At 41.6% G+C, this 19,512-nt stretch carries 27 protein-coding genes and 1 pseudogene; 23 read left to right on the forward strand and 5 right to left on the reverse strand.

The window, feature by feature from the left end; all coding sequences use genetic code 11:
- Positions 1-58: 58 nt before the first annotated feature.
- Positions 59-406 (reverse strand): hypothetical protein, encoded by a 348-nt coding sequence (locus AC1TO5_RS13795; protein ID WP_482063402.1) that lies wholly within the window; start codon positions 404-406, stop codon positions 59-61.
- 207 nt (positions 407-613) lie between these two features.
- A complete protein-coding gene (locus AC1TO5_RS13800; protein WP_482063403.1) occupies positions 614-853 on the reverse strand; it encodes a helix-turn-helix domain-containing protein in 240 nt (79 codons plus the stop codon).
- A gap of 137 nt (positions 854-990) precedes the next feature.
- On the opposite strand from AC1TO5_RS13800, the gene AC1TO5_RS13805 reads away from it, so the two are divergent.
- The 18 genes from AC1TO5_RS13805 to AC1TO5_RS13890 all read left to right on the forward strand — a co-directional run bounded on the left by AC1TO5_RS13805 (position 991) and on the right by AC1TO5_RS13890 (position 12,077).
- Positions 991-1,320: a hypothetical protein gene (locus AC1TO5_RS13805; RefSeq protein ID WP_482063404.1), complete on the forward strand. Its 330-nt coding sequence runs from the start codon at positions 991-993 to the stop codon at positions 1,318-1,320.
- Positions 1,321-1,392: 72 nt separating this feature from the next.
- The gene (locus AC1TO5_RS13810) at positions 1,393-1,674 is read left to right on the forward strand and encodes a hypothetical protein (protein ID WP_482063405.1); all 282 of its coding nucleotides are present in this window, start codon (positions 1,393-1,395) and stop codon (positions 1,672-1,674) included.
- A gap of 340 nt (positions 1,675-2,014) precedes the next feature.
- Positions 2,015-2,320 (forward strand): hypothetical protein, encoded by a 306-nt coding sequence (locus AC1TO5_RS13815; protein WP_482063406.1) that lies wholly within the window; start codon positions 2,015-2,017, stop codon positions 2,318-2,320.
- A 599-nt stretch (positions 2,321-2,919) separates the two neighbouring features.
- A complete protein-coding gene (locus AC1TO5_RS13820) occupies positions 2,920-3,507 on the forward strand; it encodes a hypothetical protein (protein ID WP_482063407.1) in 588 nt (195 codons plus the stop codon).
- A gap of 72 nt (positions 3,508-3,579) precedes the next feature.
- Complete coding sequence (locus AC1TO5_RS13825; protein ID WP_482063408.1) at positions 3,580-3,741, forward strand: hypothetical protein; 162 nt, start codon at positions 3,580-3,582, stop codon at positions 3,739-3,741.
- Between the two features lie 19 nt (positions 3,742-3,760).
- Positions 3,761-5,155 carry a TOTE conflict system archaeo-eukaryotic primase domain-containing protein gene (locus tag AC1TO5_RS13830; protein ID WP_482063409.1) on the forward strand — a complete coding sequence of 465 codons (1,395 nt, stop codon included), beginning with the start codon at positions 3,761-3,763 and terminating at the stop codon, positions 5,153-5,155.
- Positions 5,156-5,281: 126 nt separating this feature from the next.
- Positions 5,282-5,779 (forward strand): hypothetical protein, encoded by a 498-nt coding sequence (locus AC1TO5_RS13835; protein ID WP_482063410.1) that lies wholly within the window; start codon positions 5,282-5,284, stop codon positions 5,777-5,779.
- 94 nt (positions 5,780-5,873) lie between these two features.
- Positions 5,874-6,110: a helix-turn-helix transcriptional regulator gene (locus tag AC1TO5_RS13840; protein WP_482063411.1), complete on the forward strand. Its 237-nt coding sequence runs from the start codon at positions 5,874-5,876 to the stop codon at positions 6,108-6,110.
- A gap of 404 nt (positions 6,111-6,514) precedes the next feature.
- Positions 6,515-6,718, forward strand: a complete 204-nt coding sequence (locus AC1TO5_RS13845; protein ID WP_482063412.1) for a hypothetical protein — start codon at positions 6,515-6,517, stop codon at positions 6,716-6,718.
- Positions 6,719-7,224: 506 nt separating this feature from the next.
- Complete coding sequence (locus tag AC1TO5_RS13850; protein ID WP_482063413.1) at positions 7,225-7,416, forward strand: hypothetical protein; 192 nt, start codon at positions 7,225-7,227, stop codon at positions 7,414-7,416.
- A gap of 5 nt (positions 7,417-7,421) precedes the next feature.
- Positions 7,422-7,646 (forward strand): cold-shock protein, encoded by a 225-nt coding sequence (locus tag AC1TO5_RS13855; protein ID WP_482063414.1) that lies wholly within the window; start codon positions 7,422-7,424, stop codon positions 7,644-7,646.
- Positions 7,639-8,055 (forward strand): hypothetical protein, encoded by a 417-nt coding sequence (locus tag AC1TO5_RS13860; RefSeq protein ID WP_482063415.1) that lies wholly within the window; start codon positions 7,639-7,641, stop codon positions 8,053-8,055. The genes AC1TO5_RS13855 and AC1TO5_RS13860 overlap by 8 nt, the downstream gene beginning before the upstream one ends.
- Positions 8,056-8,103: 48 nt before the next feature.
- Positions 8,104-8,262, forward strand: a complete 159-nt coding sequence (locus tag AC1TO5_RS13865) for a hypothetical protein (protein ID WP_482063416.1) — start codon at positions 8,104-8,106, stop codon at positions 8,260-8,262.
- The gene (locus tag AC1TO5_RS13870) at positions 8,262-8,747 is read left to right on the forward strand and encodes a hypothetical protein (protein WP_482063417.1); all 486 of its coding nucleotides are present in this window, start codon (positions 8,262-8,264) and stop codon (positions 8,745-8,747) included. Before AC1TO5_RS13865 ends, AC1TO5_RS13870 begins: the two co-directional genes overlap by 1 nt.
- 13 nt (positions 8,748-8,760) lie before the next feature.
- A complete protein-coding gene (locus AC1TO5_RS13875) occupies positions 8,761-9,420 on the forward strand; it encodes a hypothetical protein (RefSeq protein WP_482063418.1) in 660 nt (219 codons plus the stop codon).
- Between the two features lie 75 nt (positions 9,421-9,495).
- Positions 9,496-11,166, forward strand: coding sequence for a phage tail spike protein (locus tag AC1TO5_RS13880; protein ID WP_482063647.1), 1,671 nt, complete (start codon positions 9,496-9,498; stop codon positions 11,164-11,166).
- A 58-nt stretch (positions 11,167-11,224) separates the two neighbouring features.
- The gene (locus AC1TO5_RS13885; RefSeq protein WP_482063419.1) at positions 11,225-11,728 is read left to right on the forward strand and encodes a hypothetical protein; all 504 of its coding nucleotides are present in this window, start codon (positions 11,225-11,227) and stop codon (positions 11,726-11,728) included.
- A 61-nt stretch (positions 11,729-11,789) separates the two neighbouring features.
- Positions 11,790-12,077 carry a phBC6A51 family helix-turn-helix protein gene (locus tag AC1TO5_RS13890; protein ID WP_482063420.1) on the forward strand — a complete coding sequence of 96 codons (288 nt, stop codon included), beginning with the start codon at positions 11,790-11,792 and terminating at the stop codon, positions 12,075-12,077.
- A 175-nt stretch (positions 12,078-12,252) separates the two neighbouring features.
- Here the strand turns inward: AC1TO5_RS13890 and AC1TO5_RS13895 are convergent, their stop codons facing one another.
- From AC1TO5_RS13895 to AC1TO5_RS13905, 3 genes are all read right to left on the reverse strand, one after another.
- A complete protein-coding gene (locus AC1TO5_RS13895) occupies positions 12,253-12,840 on the reverse strand; it encodes a recombinase family protein (RefSeq protein WP_482063421.1) in 588 nt (195 codons plus the stop codon).
- Between the two features lie 388 nt (positions 12,841-13,228).
- Positions 13,229-13,648, reverse strand: a complete 420-nt coding sequence (locus tag AC1TO5_RS13900) for a hypothetical protein (protein ID WP_482063422.1) — start codon at positions 13,646-13,648, stop codon at positions 13,229-13,231.
- 218 nt (positions 13,649-13,866) lie between these two features.
- On the reverse strand, positions 13,867-14,901 hold the full coding sequence (locus AC1TO5_RS13905) for a tyrosine-type recombinase/integrase (RefSeq protein ID WP_482063423.1): 1,035 nt from the start codon (positions 14,899-14,901) through the stop codon (positions 13,867-13,869).
- Between the two features lie 150 nt (positions 14,902-15,051).
- On the opposite strand from AC1TO5_RS13905, the pseudogene AC1TO5_RS13910 reads away from it, so the two are divergent.
- From AC1TO5_RS13910 to AC1TO5_RS13930, 5 genes and pseudogenes are all read left to right on the forward strand, one after another.
- Positions 15,052-15,189, forward strand: a pseudogene (locus AC1TO5_RS13910) (sporulation initiation factor Spo0A C-terminal domain-containing protein); the annotation flags it as partial.
- Between the two features lie 606 nt (positions 15,190-15,795).
- The gene (locus AC1TO5_RS13915; protein WP_482063424.1) at positions 15,796-16,359 is read left to right on the forward strand and encodes a sigma-70 family RNA polymerase sigma factor; all 564 of its coding nucleotides are present in this window, start codon (positions 15,796-15,798) and stop codon (positions 16,357-16,359) included.
- Complete coding sequence (locus AC1TO5_RS13920; RefSeq protein ID WP_482063425.1) at positions 16,356-17,393, forward strand: DUF4179 domain-containing protein; 1,038 nt, start codon at positions 16,356-16,358, stop codon at positions 17,391-17,393. The genes AC1TO5_RS13915 and AC1TO5_RS13920 overlap by 4 nt, the downstream gene beginning before the upstream one ends.
- 110 nt (positions 17,394-17,503) lie before the next feature.
- Positions 17,504-18,202 carry a hypothetical protein gene (locus AC1TO5_RS13925; RefSeq protein WP_482063648.1) on the forward strand — a complete coding sequence of 233 codons (699 nt, stop codon included), beginning with the start codon at positions 17,504-17,506 and terminating at the stop codon, positions 18,200-18,202.
- A gap of 126 nt (positions 18,203-18,328) precedes the next feature.
- On the forward strand, positions 18,329-19,456 hold the full coding sequence (locus AC1TO5_RS13930) for a DUF4261 domain-containing protein (RefSeq protein WP_482063426.1): 1,128 nt from the start codon (positions 18,329-18,331) through the stop codon (positions 19,454-19,456).
- Positions 19,457-19,512 lie beyond the last annotated feature (56 nt).

Here is a 19,512-nt window from a genome sequence, read left to right on the forward strand (position 1 = left end):
GAAACACATCCATTATATATAGTGTATATTACCATTTATATAATAAACTTTAAATGTATTACTGATTCTGAATATAAGGTCCAAGTAACGGACCTAGTTCAATCCATCGCTCAGATGTTTTCGATGGATAACGGTAAAATTTTTGTGATTTGTTTTCTAAGAGGAATGTTCGTGGTATCTGATTATCTATAAGCAATACACCTAAGATAAAGTCAGCATGCACATCCTCGGTTGGTTTTTTTCTAGATACAAATAAGCCTCCACGTTTTTTATCTTGATATATACGTGCAACATTAATTCGGTAGTGATCGCCGTTCACCGGATCAGTCGCAAGGAAATCGTAAGGTAGGTCCATTGGAGATGTATGAACCTTCCAGCCGACGAGCAGTAATGAAATCCGGCCCATTGTTTCTGCATACTCTTTAGTTGTTTGTGTTTGATTTGTGATAATAACGCCTCCTGTATTCGTAATCCTACGAAGTTAGTATCGACAAATACAAACAAAAACTTTAGCACTTTAATGTACTGACGAAGTCTTGACGAATACTTAACGAAGTCTGACGTAACTAAACGATATTGTAAACGTAAAAATAACCCCGTAAATTCTACGAGGTTATTTCGTATGTTCAATCGTAAATAAATCGTTAGGCGTAATATCTAGATAAACACATATTCGTGCGATCAATTGTGTTGGAATACGTTTACTATCGATCTCCTTATTATTAATTAGATCGTTTATAGTAGAACGTCGGTGTTGTATGTCGTTAGATAGTTGTAACGCTGATATGTTTTTTGCTTTAAGTATAAGGCCAAGATTACATTTTATTATCGCCGGTCGTTCTTCCCAATTCATTGAAACACCTCCACACATTAAGTATACAAAATTAATTTTCATTTATCTATTGACCGTTTAACGTTCATTTGATATATTATATACACGAAGAACGTTAAACGTTCACATCGAATGATTATTTTAAGGAGGTTTCATTTATGACTACTGCTCAACGATATTTTAATATTCAAACTTTCAATTTTACGACCGGGGAACTATTACCGCTGACTATCCGCACTATAGGTTACGTCCGCGACGCTCGCACTGGTAATTACATCTTAACGTACGTCAACGATCACATTGCGCCAACTTCACGTTACCGCCGTCAACAGTTAATGGTATTGCCGGAGTTCTTCCTCAAAACGGTTCCAGCCGTTAAATCCGACGTTATCGCCGGCTGTATCGAGATTCTTCCCGCTCAATTCGTGGCACTTGGCTTCATTAATCACAACGTAAAGGAGGTCGGAGAAGATGCGTTTACGGCATAAAAAATGGATTGCACGCGCTATTGGTTCGTTATTAGCTGAATTTACACGCGGTTTTATTGGAGGGTTGGTGTCATGAAGCAGATAACGTTAACTTACACCATTCTCGATAAGACCGTCACTGGCTACTTGATGGACAGTACATACGCCATGCACTACGATGGTCAATTGTGGCTATGTTCCGTAACTCCGACCGCCGATCCTACGATTTACAATGTAGTAGATTACATTGCATTGACGCGTAAGCCCGTCGACTTAATGGAGCTATTCGTAATGCTGCGAGATATGAGCGCTTTAACGTTCATATCCGACTATTTATTCCGCGAACTTGCCGAAATTGAAATGTTTTCCGTCTGATGAGGGGTAGGTAGCTCCTACCCGAAACAGGGGTACGCATAGAGGGCGTAACCTTGTCGCGGATAGCTACTGTTATTTCTGCGCCAACAGTTTTGACGTGTCTATTTCGCATGCTTTTCGTCCATAATCTCGCGGCGGCAACCGTGAGATATCGCCATGTGGGCTATTGCTTTACGTTCGTACTAGTCCGGCTGTAACCGGACTGGATCGGCCTGCGAGCGAGTTTTAACGATCACAGCTGCAAATGTGGTGGTTGTACCTTCGCCGTCATTTCGTTTCCTACGCCAATAGAGGACGAAGTGACGGCGCTACTATTTTAATACGAGGGGATGTTACGAGGATGAAGAAAGTTGAAATCGTTTATTACATGGAGGATTTTATTACCGGAGAAATGGAACGCGACGTCGGGACTGGCTATCTTATAGCGCCAGGTATCGCGGTTTCTACTTGTGTCGGCGGTACATTGTATTTCAATCACGTGAAGCCATCGATTGAAGGCGAAGGCTTATACGATGATTGCGGCATTATGAGTACCGTTGTGTTTCCGGATAACGACATAGACGTTATGGCAATTCCTCCGGAAATTCTAACGGTTGCGTTATGGGTAGCTGGCGAAACGTTGGAGTCGTTTGCAACCGCCGTTTAATTTTTCTTATACCGTATTATACGTATGGAACATATGTTCGGTTTCACTAAGTTTCAAATATTTAGAAATTATTTTTTGAAGTGTAAAACAAGTAGGCTCGTCGACGGCGGCAAACGTTAGGCGAGCGTTTTATTTTATGATAAGTGTGACAAATGGAAATGGCATACGTCTATTAAGTGTGAGGACGATAACGGTCGACTGCTTCAAATACTGCACACCTCGAGATAAGTTTACGTAGAGTGTGCCGAAACAGAACGGGCGGCAACTATAATAGTAGGAGTCAAAATAAATATATCCGAAAGTGTGAGTCCGTAGAATTTCACACGACTATATAAGTGTAGGGCGAAATAAACTTTTGCGAAAGTGTGCCGAATTAACTTCTCATCCGACTATATAAGTGTAAGACGGAAATTTACGAAGCATGTCCCAATTTTCAGATTTCTTGTACTTACTATAGTGAGGGCGCAGAAATAAATTTCACTATCGATGTGAGTATGACGATTGGCCATCGGTATTATATGTGAAGGCGTTGTTCAAGCGGACGAGCTACGATTCTCCGCATGACATAAATAAACCAATTATAAGGGAGACGATGAAGAATGAAAACGATGAATAGTGGATTTTCAGCTTTTCACATTAGCTTATCTGAGGAAGTGGCGGGCGAAGTCGTTATAAGTTCAGAAGAGGGTTTGCGCGTGACGCTATCTCCATCAATCGAAGGGTATGATATGGGTATCCTTGAGCGAATTAGTAACGCTGTGCGAGTTGCGTACGCATTAAACTACGTGCCTTTTGACGTGTCGGATGAAGTAGCAGCTTTATACTACCTTACTGACGCGTCTATATTTGCTCCGAAATTTGTAATAACTTGGGACGGGTTAATGTATTCTGAATCTGAGATTAACAGAGGGACGAAAAATTACCCTAGCAAATATGAGATGCTACTTGACGCATCAAGAATGTTAACTGGCGGATGTACGTTTATGTGGGGAATAGAGGGAGCAATAGAACTACAGCAGGACGGAACGTATAAGATTACGAAATGGACAGGTGAGGTAGGTATCGCTACGAACGATGAGGATGCGTTATTCCTAGCGGGATTCTTTGACGAAGATCAAGAGAAATCCGACGACTCTACCGGGGAATCTTCGGAAAAGGATAATATAGTCCAACTGTTTGATCGTTAATCCGAAATAACCACGGCTCCGTCGTCAACCGGCGGGGCGGCTACGGTCAATCCATACGAAAGGAGGTCGAATATGAAACGTTATTATTTCTGCTATGACGCAAGTATGAGCCGGAAATTGAGGGAAAGGGGATTACGTTATATAACAGTTGCCGTCAATCCGAATACTTGTCGTATGTTTTGGCTTTACGAACAGACGCCGGAATTATCGGAAGCACTCGAAACTATTAAATAGCGGAGGTGTACGTTAGACAATGCAAAAAATAATAGACAAGCTATTCGATTTATACCTTATACAACACTATCATTATTTACTCCAACTAAAGGACGGAAGCTATGTAACACGAAATAGTAGACGTTATCCTCTTCGAATACATCACTTAACGAGTCACCTTTCCGGTAAAAAACCGATAGGAACGTTCGCAGGGTCGTACTTAACGAAGTTCATCTGTTTTGACGTAGACTTCGCGGATCCAGCAATGGCGAAATGGGTTACCTATCGGTTAGCAGACGCTCTCAACTCGTTCGGATTATCCGATTACCTCATTTCATTTAGCGGATCAAAAGGTTATCACGTTGAGTTATTCTTTGATAACGCAATAAGCAACGATTCTGCCCGCCGTTTCTACGAATTAACGTTAGCTAAAGCGGATTTATACGGAATAACTGGCGGTCAAGTAGAGTTCCGACCAACGTCGACGCAAGGCGTTAAGATTCCGCTTAGTCAGCATCAAAAGACCGGTCTATTCTGCGGATTCTGTACGGTGGACAGCGGTCTAACGGTTATGGATCGTGAACAATCATACGCCTATCTATTATCTTCGAAAAAAACGTCATCCGCGATATTACTTGAATTAATATCCGACGAAAACTCCTACGACAATAGAGCCGCGTCCGATATGGAGAACGTTGTCGTCAGTCATAAGCCGTTAGAAATCTACGACCAATCCGAAAGTTACACGTTATCACGCGCTGCTGATCGATATTACACGGGTTTAACTGCGCCTGGTCAACGTCACAAGTCATTTCTACTATTGGCGCGGTTAATGAATCATAACGGCGTCGAACGTCCGGAAGCTTTCGATTTATTAGCGGAGTGGTTTTCGTGGCAAGATCATCGCTTTTACACGTCAGATAGAGAGTTTTGTATGCGAGATTTAAGGGAATGCGTAGATTTCGTATATGACAACGATAAGACGCTATTAGTCGAGCAGAGAGACTTAATAGTTAGTTTCGCGGAGATAGACGCAATAATCCGGCGATGTCCGTTAAAGAGTCAAAAGGCGCTAGTATATGCGCTGCTTATGCATTCTAAACGGTTTGCTGGCGAGAATGGAGTGTTTTATATGACGTTTAAGCAAATGGCGGAAGCCGTCGGGGTAGATGAAAGAACGGCGCGACGGCAGATAAATCAACTAGAAACGATGAGCGTTGTTGAAATAATTAGCCGGAATCAGAGACAGAAAGGGACGCACATAAAAAAGCCGAATTTTTATCGAATGAAATTAGTAGATACGGAAGCCGCGGACGATAGAATATATGCTATTTCGGATGAAACGGATTTACATTCGAGTATACGGTACTTCTATACGGAGAAGGAGATACGGGCATTGTTGCCACGGAGACAGAGTGATGCGGTATTGGCGTAGTCTAGTGACCACAAGGTAATAAATAAACCTATTATAGGACAATACGTACACAAATAACCCATTATCTTTATTAGTCAATAATACACGAAATGAGACCGTAAGTCAATTAAACAGGAGGCGTTAATTTTGGAGAAGATAATGTATAGAGAACCAGGAGCAGGAGCAGTCGCTTACGCTGTAGACATGATTGACCGTATCGACTTATCTGAAATTAACAATCGAAATGATGCGTTAGCAATAATGCACGCAATTATGACGCAGATGCCGGATGATAAGCGAGTCAAGCGATGTATCTATTGTGGTTACGTTTACCGTGACGACAGTTTGCGGAATACAAAAAAGAGATGTAGCGATGAGTGTAAGACCGGAATTAAGACATTACAGAAACGTATGCAGCGAGCGGACAAAGCGCTAATAACCGGCAAAGTACGAAAAGCAACGAAGCGTGAGATTAATTATGTAGATTGGCTTGAATATCCGTTTTGGCTCGATGAATACGAAATGTTAAAGCATTCGTGGAAACATGAAGTTCCAAAAGATGTTGAGTTTCTTTCGTTTATTGAAGCAAACAATCAGATATACGGAGTTGGGAACCGAAGAATTGAACGGAAGGAGGTTGTTTAAGTGGCGACAAATAAGTATAGGTGAGAAGGAGCGATCCTTTGGTATTTTTTTATACTCTCAAAGTAAGGATTTTATAGAAGAAAGGAGTGTTCAGATGAATAGCAATACTATTAAATCTATTCGAATTAGTAAGAACATGTCTCAAGCAGAGTTCGCAAGATCATTAGGAGTCGCAGAATCAACGATAGCAACAGTAGAAAGCGGTCATCGCAAACTATCCGACAATCTACGTATTAGAATAGCACAAAAGTACGGAGGCGATACCGAAGTAGAATCCGCCATTATCAACGCTAGGAAGTTTGAAAGTAAGATTGGAGCGATAGTAAAGTAAAAAACGCGAGACTCGGCGGTTAGGCTTTATCTCGCGTTACGTGCCGCTGGTGCTACTAACCGTCTCTTCGTGGGGAATTGGCGGAAAGTAATAGTATCGCGACAGTTAAACTAAACTGTAGGTCTAACGTTATTATGAACGTTATTTCCACAGGCACCATCTCCTTTCAGTTGGGCAGAATTTCACCGTGGGAGAGTCCCAACCACAGCCACTAGCCATGCAACATACTAGGATTAAGTAAAGTGTACCATTAACTAGAAAAATTCGATAGATAAAAAGCAATCTATTAATTACTTATTATTTCTAAGCGGACGACCTGCTATAATGGCTCGGTCCTGGTAACAGGAAGCGGCAAAAATCGAAGTCAATCGTGACGCACACGGTTGCACCGAGGACGATGTAACATGGATATTATTATCCACGTAAGAAATAACGGAAAAGGGGCGGAAGTACGATATGTTGACGCTGAAACAAGTGCTACCATATACGACATGGTTTTTTCGCCAATAAGCGGAGAACTTAGCGCAATCATCGCCGGTATCGAAAAGATGCATGTGGGACGATACGATAACGCTCGTATTAGTTGGGACGTGAAATACGATGCCTAACGCAATATGGCGTATTGACTCTAATACCCTGGCAATTTATACGGAGGATTTCGAAGTCATTCGTAAGATTCGCCGAAGCTATCCGGACTTTAAGGAAACGTCGCAATATTACCGCGAAGGCGAATTAGTAGCGCGACAATATCTCGTTGATAGTAGGCGAAAACGTCCGGCAATGCGCTTGCTCGGATTAAGCAAAATGACCGGCTAATTAGACGTTAAAGGCGCGGAAGGTATAAACACCTTCGGGGCATCTTTGGCGTGCCTAAAATCAAGGGAAAACGCAGGAATACGTACCAACTGTGTATACTTTTTCGGAGGTGAACGATTACGAACGAAATGGCGGATAGAGCGTCGGCGTATTGCGATATGATACGACCCGACCGTACATGCGCGATTATGATTGCGCTAGATTCTGAAAGTGATCCACGTTGCAAGTATTGGCGGGACGAACCGGTAGATTGCAGATACTTTTCTTTGCACCTAATGAAAACGAGGAGGCGACGATAATGTTATTCGTTAGCGCAATCGAACCGATTAACGCCTACACGAAGCGAGTTATAGTCGCCGATACCGATTCACCTTTCGTTGGCGAGATTATTTTCGGTGAATACGTTACCGATGAGCAAATACTGTTACGAGCGGTTGGTGCTATCGAGACTACCATAGCTTATAAAAAATACAAACAAAAAGGGAGATAGAAAATATGAATAACGGAAAAGTAAAATGGTTTAACGGTGAAAGAGGATACGGATTTATTGAGCGCGGTGAAGGCTACGGAGAAGTTTTCGTTCACTGGTCATCTATTCAAATTGACGGATATAAAACGTTAGAAGAGGGTCAAACAGTGAGCTTCGATATTGTTACGACGCCCAAAGGACTCGAAGCGAAAAGCGTCAATATCGTATGGGAATCCGGCGAAATTGAATAACGTAACTTACGTCGACGTCGCGCTTACTTACGAAGATCAACGAATCTACGGCGGTGTTGAGATATTACGGAAGAATGAATCGGAGCTAGGCGTTACTTACGAGCCATATCACGTAATATCGTACGCGGCTCCGGTCAATCTACCGTCGATCAAGCGAGTCGTTCCCGTACTGTTATCCGAAGCACTATCGTACGTTGATCCAGCGCACAATGTCGTGATATTCCGTAGCTTCAACCGTGCGTTTCAGCGGTCAACGGAATTAGAGCAAGCGGTCGGAATGGGACGAGACGTTACAGTTAAGCTTGTCTACGTTCCCTATGATAAATTTACGAGACGGCACGGTACAAATACGTTATTACTAGCTAATGACGCGATTAAACGGGGCGAATCGTTAAGCGTGGAAGTATAAGCGTAGCAAGGTTACGATTTCGAAATTAAAAATTAGGGGGAAATAATTATGAGAAAAATGACTGAGAAAGACGCGCTTTCTTTAGATAGTAAACTAGGCGGTGGAGACCTCAAAGTAGGTACATTATTACGCGAGATGCAAACGATTATTGAAGCGCTAGTAATCAAAGCTGACCTTAAGGAATCTCAACAAGGGGCTGGTAAGTAATGCATTATACATTATACGTTGGAGTAGCTGCCGATGATAAACGCACCGCTTATTCGTGGTTATTAATGAACCATACGGGAGTAATCGCGAGCGACGTTTATCTGACGCAAGGTGAACGTAAATTTGACGAGAACTATTGCGGACATATCGCATTACAACGTGCTATCCGTAAAGTCGCGCAGCAGGAGGGCGTTATTCAGCTTCGTATTTCGTTAGATGATACCGTCGTTGAGGCGATAGGATACGAGATATTAGACGTAGGATCAGCGCTATATCCGACGTTACTTCGAACAACTAAGCGAATATTACGTAGATTCGATAAATACGAATTAGCTTCGTTTACAAAGAATGAAGCAGACGCGGCGCCTGGTGAAATAGCGGTAATTGACGACGCACTCGACGCGTTGGAGCGCGCGAATACGTGGGGCGGTCGTTTCGAATTGTGGCGTCATAACGTATTAGGTTCACAAAAAATTATACGATAAGGGGATACGATAAATGAGCGAATTAAAGTTACCGAAAGTAGTCGCGGATGCAATAGCGGCGTATCAAGTGTTAGAGAAAACGGCCGGCGAGCGCGCGGAGAACGTAGAGAAACGTAAAGAAGAAATAACGCAGGAACTGGCGGAGGCACAAGCGGAATTAACCGCGGCAATGGACGAAACGCTGGCGAATCCAACGGTTGCGAACGAACAGAAAGAGCTAGAATCACGTAGGAAAGTCGCGGAATTGACGTTATCCCTCGCAGGCAGCGACGATCGATCTCAACGTGCGTTTACGCTAGGCATGGGCGAAAGGGAGCGTTTAGCAAGGGAAGCTATTGCAACGGGTAAGGCGGAGGCTGAACGTTACTTTTACGATAATATCGACGAGAAGTTAGCGGCAGTACGTGAAGCAAAATATGCGTATCTGAAAGCGCTAGTCGATGCACACGACTTAAAAGTGGACGCTCACCAATATTGGTTTGAAGCAGCTCAACAAACAAACGCAAACTACTCAGAGCAGACAAATAGTCCGAATCTGCGTACTGATTTGTTAATCTTACCGTTGTCGACTCCATTCCACGGTATGAATGAAATGGAAATTACTCGAGCAGCGAAACACGGTATTATTTATCCGAGAAGTTGTGGCGTTGAGCGTGCAACAGAGCGTCAATAGATAGAGGGGCCGGCGGCTAATCGCTGGCATTTTTATATTAATCGGAGGTGTATTTATATTAATCACTTATCGTTAATAACCGGAACCACCGCTCACACACTCGCCGCCGCATCGGAAGTCCGCGTAAAGGAAACGTTAAACGGTGCGTATTTCGTTAACTTTACGTATCCACGTCGCGGCAACGATCTCGCCCGATACGCCGCGTTAATCGAACGTAACGTCGTCGAGTTTCCGTCGGACTTGCCGGATATAGGACTAGCGGGTCAGCGCTTCGTTATCAAATCGGTATCTGAACGCCGCGACGGACTCCGAGTTACGAAATCGGTCGAAGCGCATCACATCGCGTTCGATCTCAATCGTTATTTCCTCGACGATTACGTTGATTTCGCCGCGAATCAGCCGCCGGATTATCCGTTAGCGCTAATCGGAAACGGAACGCCGTATACGCTAGCCACCGCCGGAGATTTCGCTAGTATGGATATCTTCGAATTTGGCGAAACGTACAAATATACGTTGCTAACCGAAATGGCGAAGCTGTACGGCGGTGAACTCGCGTACGATAACGAAGAAATAACGCTAACTAAACGTAAAGGCGCGGACTATGGCGTTGAAATCCGTTACCGTAAGAACCTCACTGGCATCACGCGGAAATCGTCCGAGATGAACCGGATCACGCGGCTTTATGGCTACGGTAAGAACGGATTGACCATCGAAGGTTTCGATATCCACAACGTAAAATACATCGACTCGGCGTACATCGATCCGGCGCATATCTACGAAGGCTCCATCAGCTTTCCGGATATCGAGGATAAATCCCGTTTACTCGCGGCGATGAAGAAGCACCTCGCGACCGTCGAGTTACCGGAAGTCGTCTACGATGTGGACTACGTTCAGCTCGAAAAAGCCGGTCGACCGATTGATCTCGTAGCAATCCGCGGCGTCGGCGATACGATTACGGTTATTGACGAAGACCTCGGCTATAACTTTTCCGCCCGCGTTACGGATTACGAGCGGTATCCGTTTGAACCGAAGCGCGCCCGTATAGCACTCGCCAACTTCAAGGAGTTAACGACGGCTGATTACGTTTCGGACGCGTTATACTCCGGACAGAAAGCGATTATATATACGTCGAAAAACGCGGTACTTAAAGGTATCAAGTACGACGATTCGATTACGCTAGTTGACGGAATGGGTATCGCAGTATCGGACGACCTCGACCGTATCCGCGTCCGATTAGGACAAGTTGCCGCCGGTGAGTACGGAATTACGGCATATAACAAAGCCGGGCGGCGGACGTTTTGGCTCGACGCTACTACGGGCGATGCGCGGTTTAGCGGGCGAATAGAAGGTTCCGATTTCATAACGAATCCCGGCGCATATCCACGCGTAGAGTTGACGTCGGAAAGTAACGTATTTAAGGCGGCTAAATCACCGACAAGCTACATCGAAATCGTAGCGAATCCATCTTCGGGCGCGTCTCCGATTATCCAGCACGTTGATGACGGATTGTTATCGGTCACTGGATCGCAGGCGGGCAGTTACTTTTCGCTCGTTGCCGGAGGAAATTACAATATCAGCGCGCAGGATGGTACGTTACGTTTAAGCGGTAAGAATATCATATTTAACGCAGACACAATAAGCGGAATACCTCAGTCGGCAATAACGGGATTGTCCGGTACTATAAATACGTTAAATTTAATGTACCAAACAATGGACTCGCGCATATCGGCATTAGAATCAGCGTAATATTGTGAAACCTCTTTGTATCTATAAATGGTACAATATAGAAAAAGGAGGCGATACTATGAAAAAGTTTCTATCGATTTTACTAGTAGTTTCTATGCTAGGCGGAACTGCCGTATTCGCAAGTGGTTCGTCCCTCGTCGGTAAAAAGGTACAATCGGAGGTCGTCGTTAAACTTGATGGAAATACGCTCGGTAACGCAATAGTCATCAATAAAACAGCATACGCGCCGGTTCGCTTAGTTGCGGAAGCTTCCGGTCTTGGAGTTTTGTATACGAAAGGAGAAGTAACGTTAATATCCGATCTAGAAACATATAGGACTCCTAAAGAATTAAGGGAGGAAAGAAGTCTATTGCTAATGCGTGCGGATTCTTTACGTAATGATATCGTAAGTGCGGAATATTTGATATCAAGTTATCGCGAGGAACTCGTTCAAAGAAATAAAGCAGTCGTTGACTTTTTCGTAGACTTGATAATACAAGTTGATCACGAGTACGTTGAATCTACTAATCAGCTTGCGTGGACTGAAGCACGACTTGCGGAAATAGACGAACTACTTAAATAGGATTACGTAGACTACGGCGCGCAGCTGTGGTCTTTTTTATTTACGGAAGGAGGCGCTGTAGATGGCGCGTACTACCGAACCACTTAACGTTAAGCATCGGAAAGCTATTGCTATGTTAACCGCATCACCTCGTATAAGTCGCGATACGATAGCGAGACAATTACGTGTTAGCCGCATGACGTTATGGCGTTGGCAGCAGCGCCTGGACTTCGCATCGGAAGTTAAACGGATAGAGGACGAACGGAAGCGAAAGCTGACTGCGCCAGTTAAACGTCGGTTTACGTACAGCTCGCGTAATATCGGCGAAATCGAACAGATACTACGATTGACGGGGTTTTTACCGCAATAATTAACGTTACATCTTACGACTTTAGCCGATTTTTTACGGAATAATCAGCACGGAGGAAGATACGGACGCCTATCGGAAACTTTTCGGTCGGCTTCCGTTAGCTTCCGTATATCAGAGGCTGGGCGGCTCTGACCGGATGCCCTTCGGAATCTCACGGGGGTTACAAAAAAGACGCCTATTTAGCGCCTTCTTTACGTCTATTCAATTCACGGTATAACGCTGGCTTAGATACACCGGCTATCTCGGTAATCTGCGGTACAGAGTGTTCACCATCGTTATATAAGCGTACAGCATAGTCGAGCTTATTCGCATCAGTACGTGGGCGTCCGCCTACTCTACCACGAGCGCGTGCTGCTACGAGTCCAGCCTTCGTACGTTCTACGATCATATCACGTTCAAGCTCCGCAAAGATTCCGATCATCTTAAACATCGCGCGTCCAGTCGGAGTTGTCGTGTCCATTCCGTCAACGATGCTATGAAGCTTAACGTTGTTCTTCTCTAACGTATCAGCAACGTCTATCAGCTTACGTGTAGACCTCGCTAGTCTATCGAGTTTATATACAACTAAGATATCGCCAGGTCGTAACGTTCGCATGACTTCCGCTAATACTATTCGTTCGTCCTTCGCGCCGCTCGCCTTCTCTTCGTATATATCCTCACGTTCACAGCCCGCCTTTAGTAGCGCATCTATCTGCATATCTAACGATTGATCAGCAGTAGAGACGCGAGCGTATCCAATCCGCTTATTAACGTTATTTTCCATAATATCACCTCATTAACAGTATACTATCGAAACACCGTTAATGCAACGGTTATCTATTAATAGCTACGTTTGATTTCGTACTTATTAATGAAACGATTGACGGCTATATTATCGTTAATTTAATGTGAAATAACATCGAATGGGGTACGTACATACTAGTGCGTGGATCGTATCGTTAATTATCGTTAATGAAACGGTAGAGGACGGGGCAAAGCGAAACCCCCAACGGGGTAGTCCGAAGGGGGCGCGTTAGGTGTTCGGAATTTACGCGCAGCGAAAAAACCTCTTGGGGTTAACGTGATCACAAAAAAGAGACGCTTTCTAGCGTCCCACTATAACGAAAAGTTTTCGTATGTTTCGTCATTCTTGGTTTTTTAGTTAATAGAAATTATTTAGTTCTTTTTTGAAGAATTTCATTTAATTTTTGTTCTATAGCGCTCAATATATAACTATTGAGAGATAATGTGTTATCAACTAATCTAGCTTTTATTTTTGAATAAGATTCAAGATCATTAACATCTGATCTTACTATATTAATAATCTCAGCAAGAGTTAAAGTAGTAGTAATAGGATGATTGTTATAAGGTTCTGATTTATATACCACGTTAATTATCGCAGAGTATTCTAAGGAGTTTGGATTTACTTCAATCTTAATACCTCTAAATAAAGGAGATAAATTCTCAATAGAACTAATAAAATTATCGAACAAAAACTTGCGACTTTCTATTTCTTCGGAACTAGTCACACTTTTACTTGTGATTTCAAAGACTATTTGCTCAATACTTTCAAACAAATGAGATTGCGACATAACTCTAATCACTCCTTAATATGTTTTTAATTACATGAACTTAATTTAACAAAAGTTAGTTCATAATTAATATTTTACCAAAATATAGAGATTATACAATGAATTTTTTCGTTCAAAAATACTAATCGAAATAATGTTCGGGAGGCGATCGGTAATTTGTAAGATATTACCGATGAAACCGTCGAATAATGAAATTACGTTAATCGACGGTTTTTTGATTACTTAAATCTCACGTTACCGCGCTTCTTTTCGTTCCCCTTATCAATAATTGCCGTAACAGGCGATGCTAAATCGTGCTGCTCCCGTAAATCCGATCCGACGAATCTAACGTATACTTGCGTCATTTCTAGCGACGAGTGTCCGAGAATACGCGCTAATGCTATAACGTTGCCGCCTTCGCGTAGAAACTTGACCGCGAAATAGTGACGGAAAGTATGCGGAGAGACACGTGGGCCGACAACGCCGACTCTCTTAGCGTACAATTTCAGCATTTTACCGAAGGAGTCTCCGAAATACCGCTCGCCGAATTGCGTTAACCATAGAGGATCGTTTGGTTCAACGTTCATAAACGATATAAGTTTTTCTAACTCTTTAGCGGTTTTAAGTGAGATAGGTACGATTCTTGTCGTGTTGTTTTTCGCGATGTCTGCGGATATTGCGATTGTGCGTAAATTAAAGTTGATATCGCGAACTTGTAAACTAGTCATCTCCGTAATCCGTAAGCCACAATCTACCAAAACAAGCATCATACAGAAATCCCGCTGTCCCGTGTATGTTCTTCGATTAGGTGCGGATAGTAGCTTTTCTACGTCCTCATCCGTAAACACTTCGAACGTATCTTTCGCTTGCACCTGGTACGAAATATTGTCCATAGGATTGGTGTTGATAATCCCCTCATTTTCTAGGTGATTAAAGAAAACGCGAAGAATCCGTATAGCATTATTAACCGTCCGTGCAGATACGCCGACTTTCGTAGAGTGATTCGTAGGATGATCGTCCCATTTCGTTTTTTCAGCGGTTAGATAATGAATGTATGAACGTATTACATCCGTATTCAGTATTGACTGCTGCGAATCATCGTACCAACGTCTGAATTGTTCTAACGCTTGAAGATACGTTCCCAGCGTTTTCAGCGAGCGGCGACCGATACGTTTAATCTCGATAAACCGGTCAATCTCGGCTTGGATGTCGATATTAATATCGGGTTTCTTACGGGATACAAACGTGTACTTCGGATCTTTTCTTACGGTCATTTCGGACACTTCCATTCCAATGAATTCTATTCGTAGTGTTCCGAATAACTACCGTCCAGTTTATGGGCGTTGCGATAAACTATTATAGCGATGAATTTGCGTTGAATTTGCGTAAATGGTAACGTAGCAATCTCCGTAATCCCTTACTCCGCTTGGACTCGTGGCAACATCGACAGCATTAGCCACCTATTCGGCTACACCGTGAATATTAGCAAATCTAAGCCAACCAATAGCGAATTTATCGCAATGGTGGCAGATAAGCTTAGAATAGAGCATAAGGTGTCTTGAAAGGATGAGGAGTAGGGGTTTGCGAGGATTGTTAAGCCAACCGATACTTGGAATTGAGTATGGAACTCCTTACTTTGAGCCAACTAATACCGTTATTTATTGGGTTTGAAAACTCAATGAAGGGCGGTATTTTTTTATGACTGATTTAGAATTTCAATTAGACAATTTTATACTTTATTGTTCATCAAAAAAACTTTCACGAAAGACACAAGCAAGTTATGAGCAAACATTGAAATTGTTTAATTCATTTTTACAGACTGAGATGTAAAGTAATAATTCGTTGAACAATGACACTTCTTAAAATTTTTTAGGGAGTGGTTTTTGAGTGATATTATTGTTTTAATAAAAAGGATAAAAGTAGCAATCCTGATAGGTAAAGTGATACATTTAAGTGGACAATCCATTAAATATAAATTCGATTTTTTATAAGTGTAAAATTACAAATTATTATATCAATAACAATTATTACGCAAACTAAATAACTTCAAGAAGACTAGAACTCAATGCATCTGTTTGAGTACTAGTCTTTTTTGTTGAGAATAAAGTTTAGTGAGTTTCGTTGTACAATATGAAAAAGCTTTTTCTAAAAATGAAGGAGATATTAATATGAAAAGTTCTTCTGGAAATTTTATAGTAAGGTTAAAAAAACAAAGAGAAGATGCACTTGAGTACATCATTGATAGGTATATGCCACTCGTTAAAGTTATTGCAACTAAAATTTTGTATACTTCGAATCCATCCGCTATAGATGAATGTATTAATGATGTGTTTTTAATGGTGTGGAACAACGCTTATCAGTTTCATGGTGATGCCAACGATTTTAAAAAGTGGATTGGGATCATCACGAAATATAAAGCGATTGATCGTTATCGTCAGGCTGAAAAACGAATGGTACGTGAACAGTCACATGACAAGTTTATACAAAAAGAAAGTACACTAAAAACAGAAGAGAACATTTTGAAACAGGAAGAAAGAAATATATTATTAATGGCTCTTAGTCAATTAGGCGAATTAGATTGTGAAATTTTTGTAATGAAATATTATATGGAGTTTTCCAATAGTGAAATTGCTGAGCAGTTATGCTTATCGAAAGCTGCCGTAGATAACCGACTATATAGAGGGAAAAAAACTCTTGCATCAAACACGACATTAAAGGAGTTATTTATATGAGTATGAATGAATGGGTCAATATAGATATAGACAGTGTAGAGCTGTTAGAGGTCACTGAAATCGAAAAACAGCGGGTGAAGCACTATGTGTTGAATAAGCATAAAAAGCCATCGCTGTGGAAAAATATCGCTATTATTGCTGTCCTTATGGCTGGTATTACGACTGTTACAGGATTTGCATTTCCGACTATAGCGGCACAAATTCCAATTGTTAATAGTTTAATGAGTTATATAAAAGACGATTTCAATCGCTTCACTAAATTTGAACAATTTTCTAATGATATTGCTCTTGTTCAATCGAGTAATGGTATCACAATCATGATTGATAAAGCTGTATATGACGGTAGAAATATTACTGTATCTTATATTGTTGAAACGGAGATAGATTTTGATACTGATTTAGCACCATCTAGTTTAAATTGGTTTATTGTAAATGGTGCTAGCTTGAATATTGGAGGTGGAAGTATAAGAAGTATTAGCGATACACAATATGGTGGTTTGATTAACTACATACCACTCTTTCCTGATGATGAGTTTCCAGAAACAGTACAGATTACGATGAACCCAGATTATTTTTACAGTAGTACACATAATTTAGTTGTAAATGGAGACTGGTTATTTGAATTTTCGTTAACGCGTTTAGATAGTGATATAAAGTTAATGAATGAAACAACGATGCATCCAGAAGTGGATTTTACAATCAAATCGCTTGAATTCACTGATGTATCTACAATTATGGAATATGAGCAACTCGTTACACCCGAGTTACTAGCGCGTTGGGGGACTGTATTCCCTACTTTTCAAATTTCAGATAATCTTGGTCATGTGTATATGGATGGAATAGAAGAATCAGGTGGGGGTATTACAGTTAAAAATGAAGTATTGCATACAGGAACGACCTCTTTCGGAGCAGTTGATAAGCGGGCGAGCCAGCTTATTATTAAACCGATTTCCGTTCAGAGTATTTTTAATAGTGAAAGCAAATCTAAAATAGAACTGGAACCGATTGTAATTGAGTTTGAATTAATCGACTAATTAGGTTCTAATGTAGGGACATAATGTTTGACGTGATACGAAAAAAAGATTCCAACATATGGTATTATTAACTGACCAGCACAAATTTCAAAATAAATGGAAGGTAGGAAATTATATTGAAAAAACGAATTGGATGCTTACATGCTCATTACTCTAATATAGAGTATATAGAGCAATCACTGTCTGCATACGAAGTTGAATTACTCCATTTTGTAGACCCTGCTTTAGTATTGCGAATATCATCTGATGATAATTTTAGCTTGGAACAAGCACAAGAAAAGGTTAAGGAACAGATTGAATGGATTGCTGGGAATAAGGTTGATGCAATTCTAATTACTTGCACGAACTACATTGCGTTACTCCAAGAAAATCAGCTAACAACATCAGTTCCGATCATTAAGATTGATGAACCATTCTTTAATTACATTTGTAATCATGAGAAACCTCAAATACTAGTTTTTACAAATGCTGCAACTGTTGAAGGAACAATGAAGCGACTTTATAGCTTTGCCCATACTTACGGAAAATCGCCATTAATCGAAACTCAAGTCATTGACAATGCTTTTGAATTAATAATGCAGGGTAAGAAAGCGGAATATCTTAATGTACTTTCCCAATACATTAGGAATTTAATAGAATCAGATTCAAATAAGTTAAAGTCTATTTCTGTAGCCCAATTATCAATGGTTGATGCTGTCAGGAATATTTATAAAGAAATCAATGTTAGTGTCGGTAGTCCATTAGAGCCATTGGTATCTTACATTGAAGAAATCTTACAATTACAAAAGAAAATGCCACTCCATAATTAGGAGAGGCATTTTCTTTATATGCTGATATAAATCATATAGTCAAAATTTTGAATACTAAGTCTGATTCCTTATACCAGAGGGTAATAGTATAATTTATAAAAACATACTTTTTAAGGAGAGAAATTAATGAAAGTTCAACAACAAGCAGCAATGCAATCTATGATTGACTGGCTGGCAGATGAACACGAACTCGGGCGACAACCCAATAAAATAGAAATTGCAGGAGAATTTGATTTACATGATATGCACTACTACATATTCAGATATAAAAAAACAATGCTCGGAGCATGGCTCCTTGGTGTATGCGGAGGCTATGATAATCCGTCTGATACCGAGCATTGCGGACATGTATTCAGCGAGATGCAACGTTATGAGCCTGCGACTGCAGAACAAGAAGCTGTTAAGATGGTAGAAATGATCCGTGAGTACTGGATGGAGCAGGCTGCAGCTTATGAAGCTGAGCAATCCCAAGGAGACCAGACGGCAACGGAGGATAATGAATCTGGTATTTTTAACGGGTTCGTTTTGTTGAACTCCGCAGAATGTGATCTTGATCAGATAAAAGCCAACCTTCTGAACGACTGGAATATCTCCTGCTCGCCGGCAGAGGATGAGGAAAGCTCCGAAGAGACAAAGGAAGGAATTCTGGTCTTTGAAGTGGACGGCTACATGTTAGCGGCAAGCTTTGTCAATGCTCCCATACCAGACGGTGAGGCAGAGCATTATGCAGGGGGAAACTACCTGTGGAAGGAAGCAGTGGAAGTTACTCGAACTCATGTATCTCAAATCATTCTGGCTGTATTTACCCGTTCAGGCACCCTGCTGGACAGCGGCAGGCTATATACGAAGCTGGCGGCCAGTTGTCTGAAGCTTCCTAACGCAATAGGGATCTATACATCTGGTACTGTATTTCAGCCTGAACTTTTTCTAGATATGGCTGAACTTATGAAGGATAAAGATATGTTTCCTTTACTGAATCTGGTTTACTACGGTCTGGTTGGGACGGAAACTGGGCTCAATGGTTATACCTATGGGCTAAGAGCCTTTGGTAAGGATGAAATCGAAATCCTGGACAGCCAAGCATCCCCTGCCGATCTGCGTGACTTCCTGATTACTCTTTCTGGATATATTGTAGAAGAGAACGTCACTTTAAGGGATGGAGAAACGATCGGCTTCTCAGCAGAACAAAAGCTGTCGATTTCCCGTTCCGAGGGCGTCTATGTCGATGGGGATACTCTCAAAATTCAATACTAAACGCATTCCAAAAAGGCACCGTAGCAGGTGTCTTTTTTTGCTCTATGTAAATAGAA

This window comes from Paenibacillus sp. Y930 (assembly GCF_056786375.1).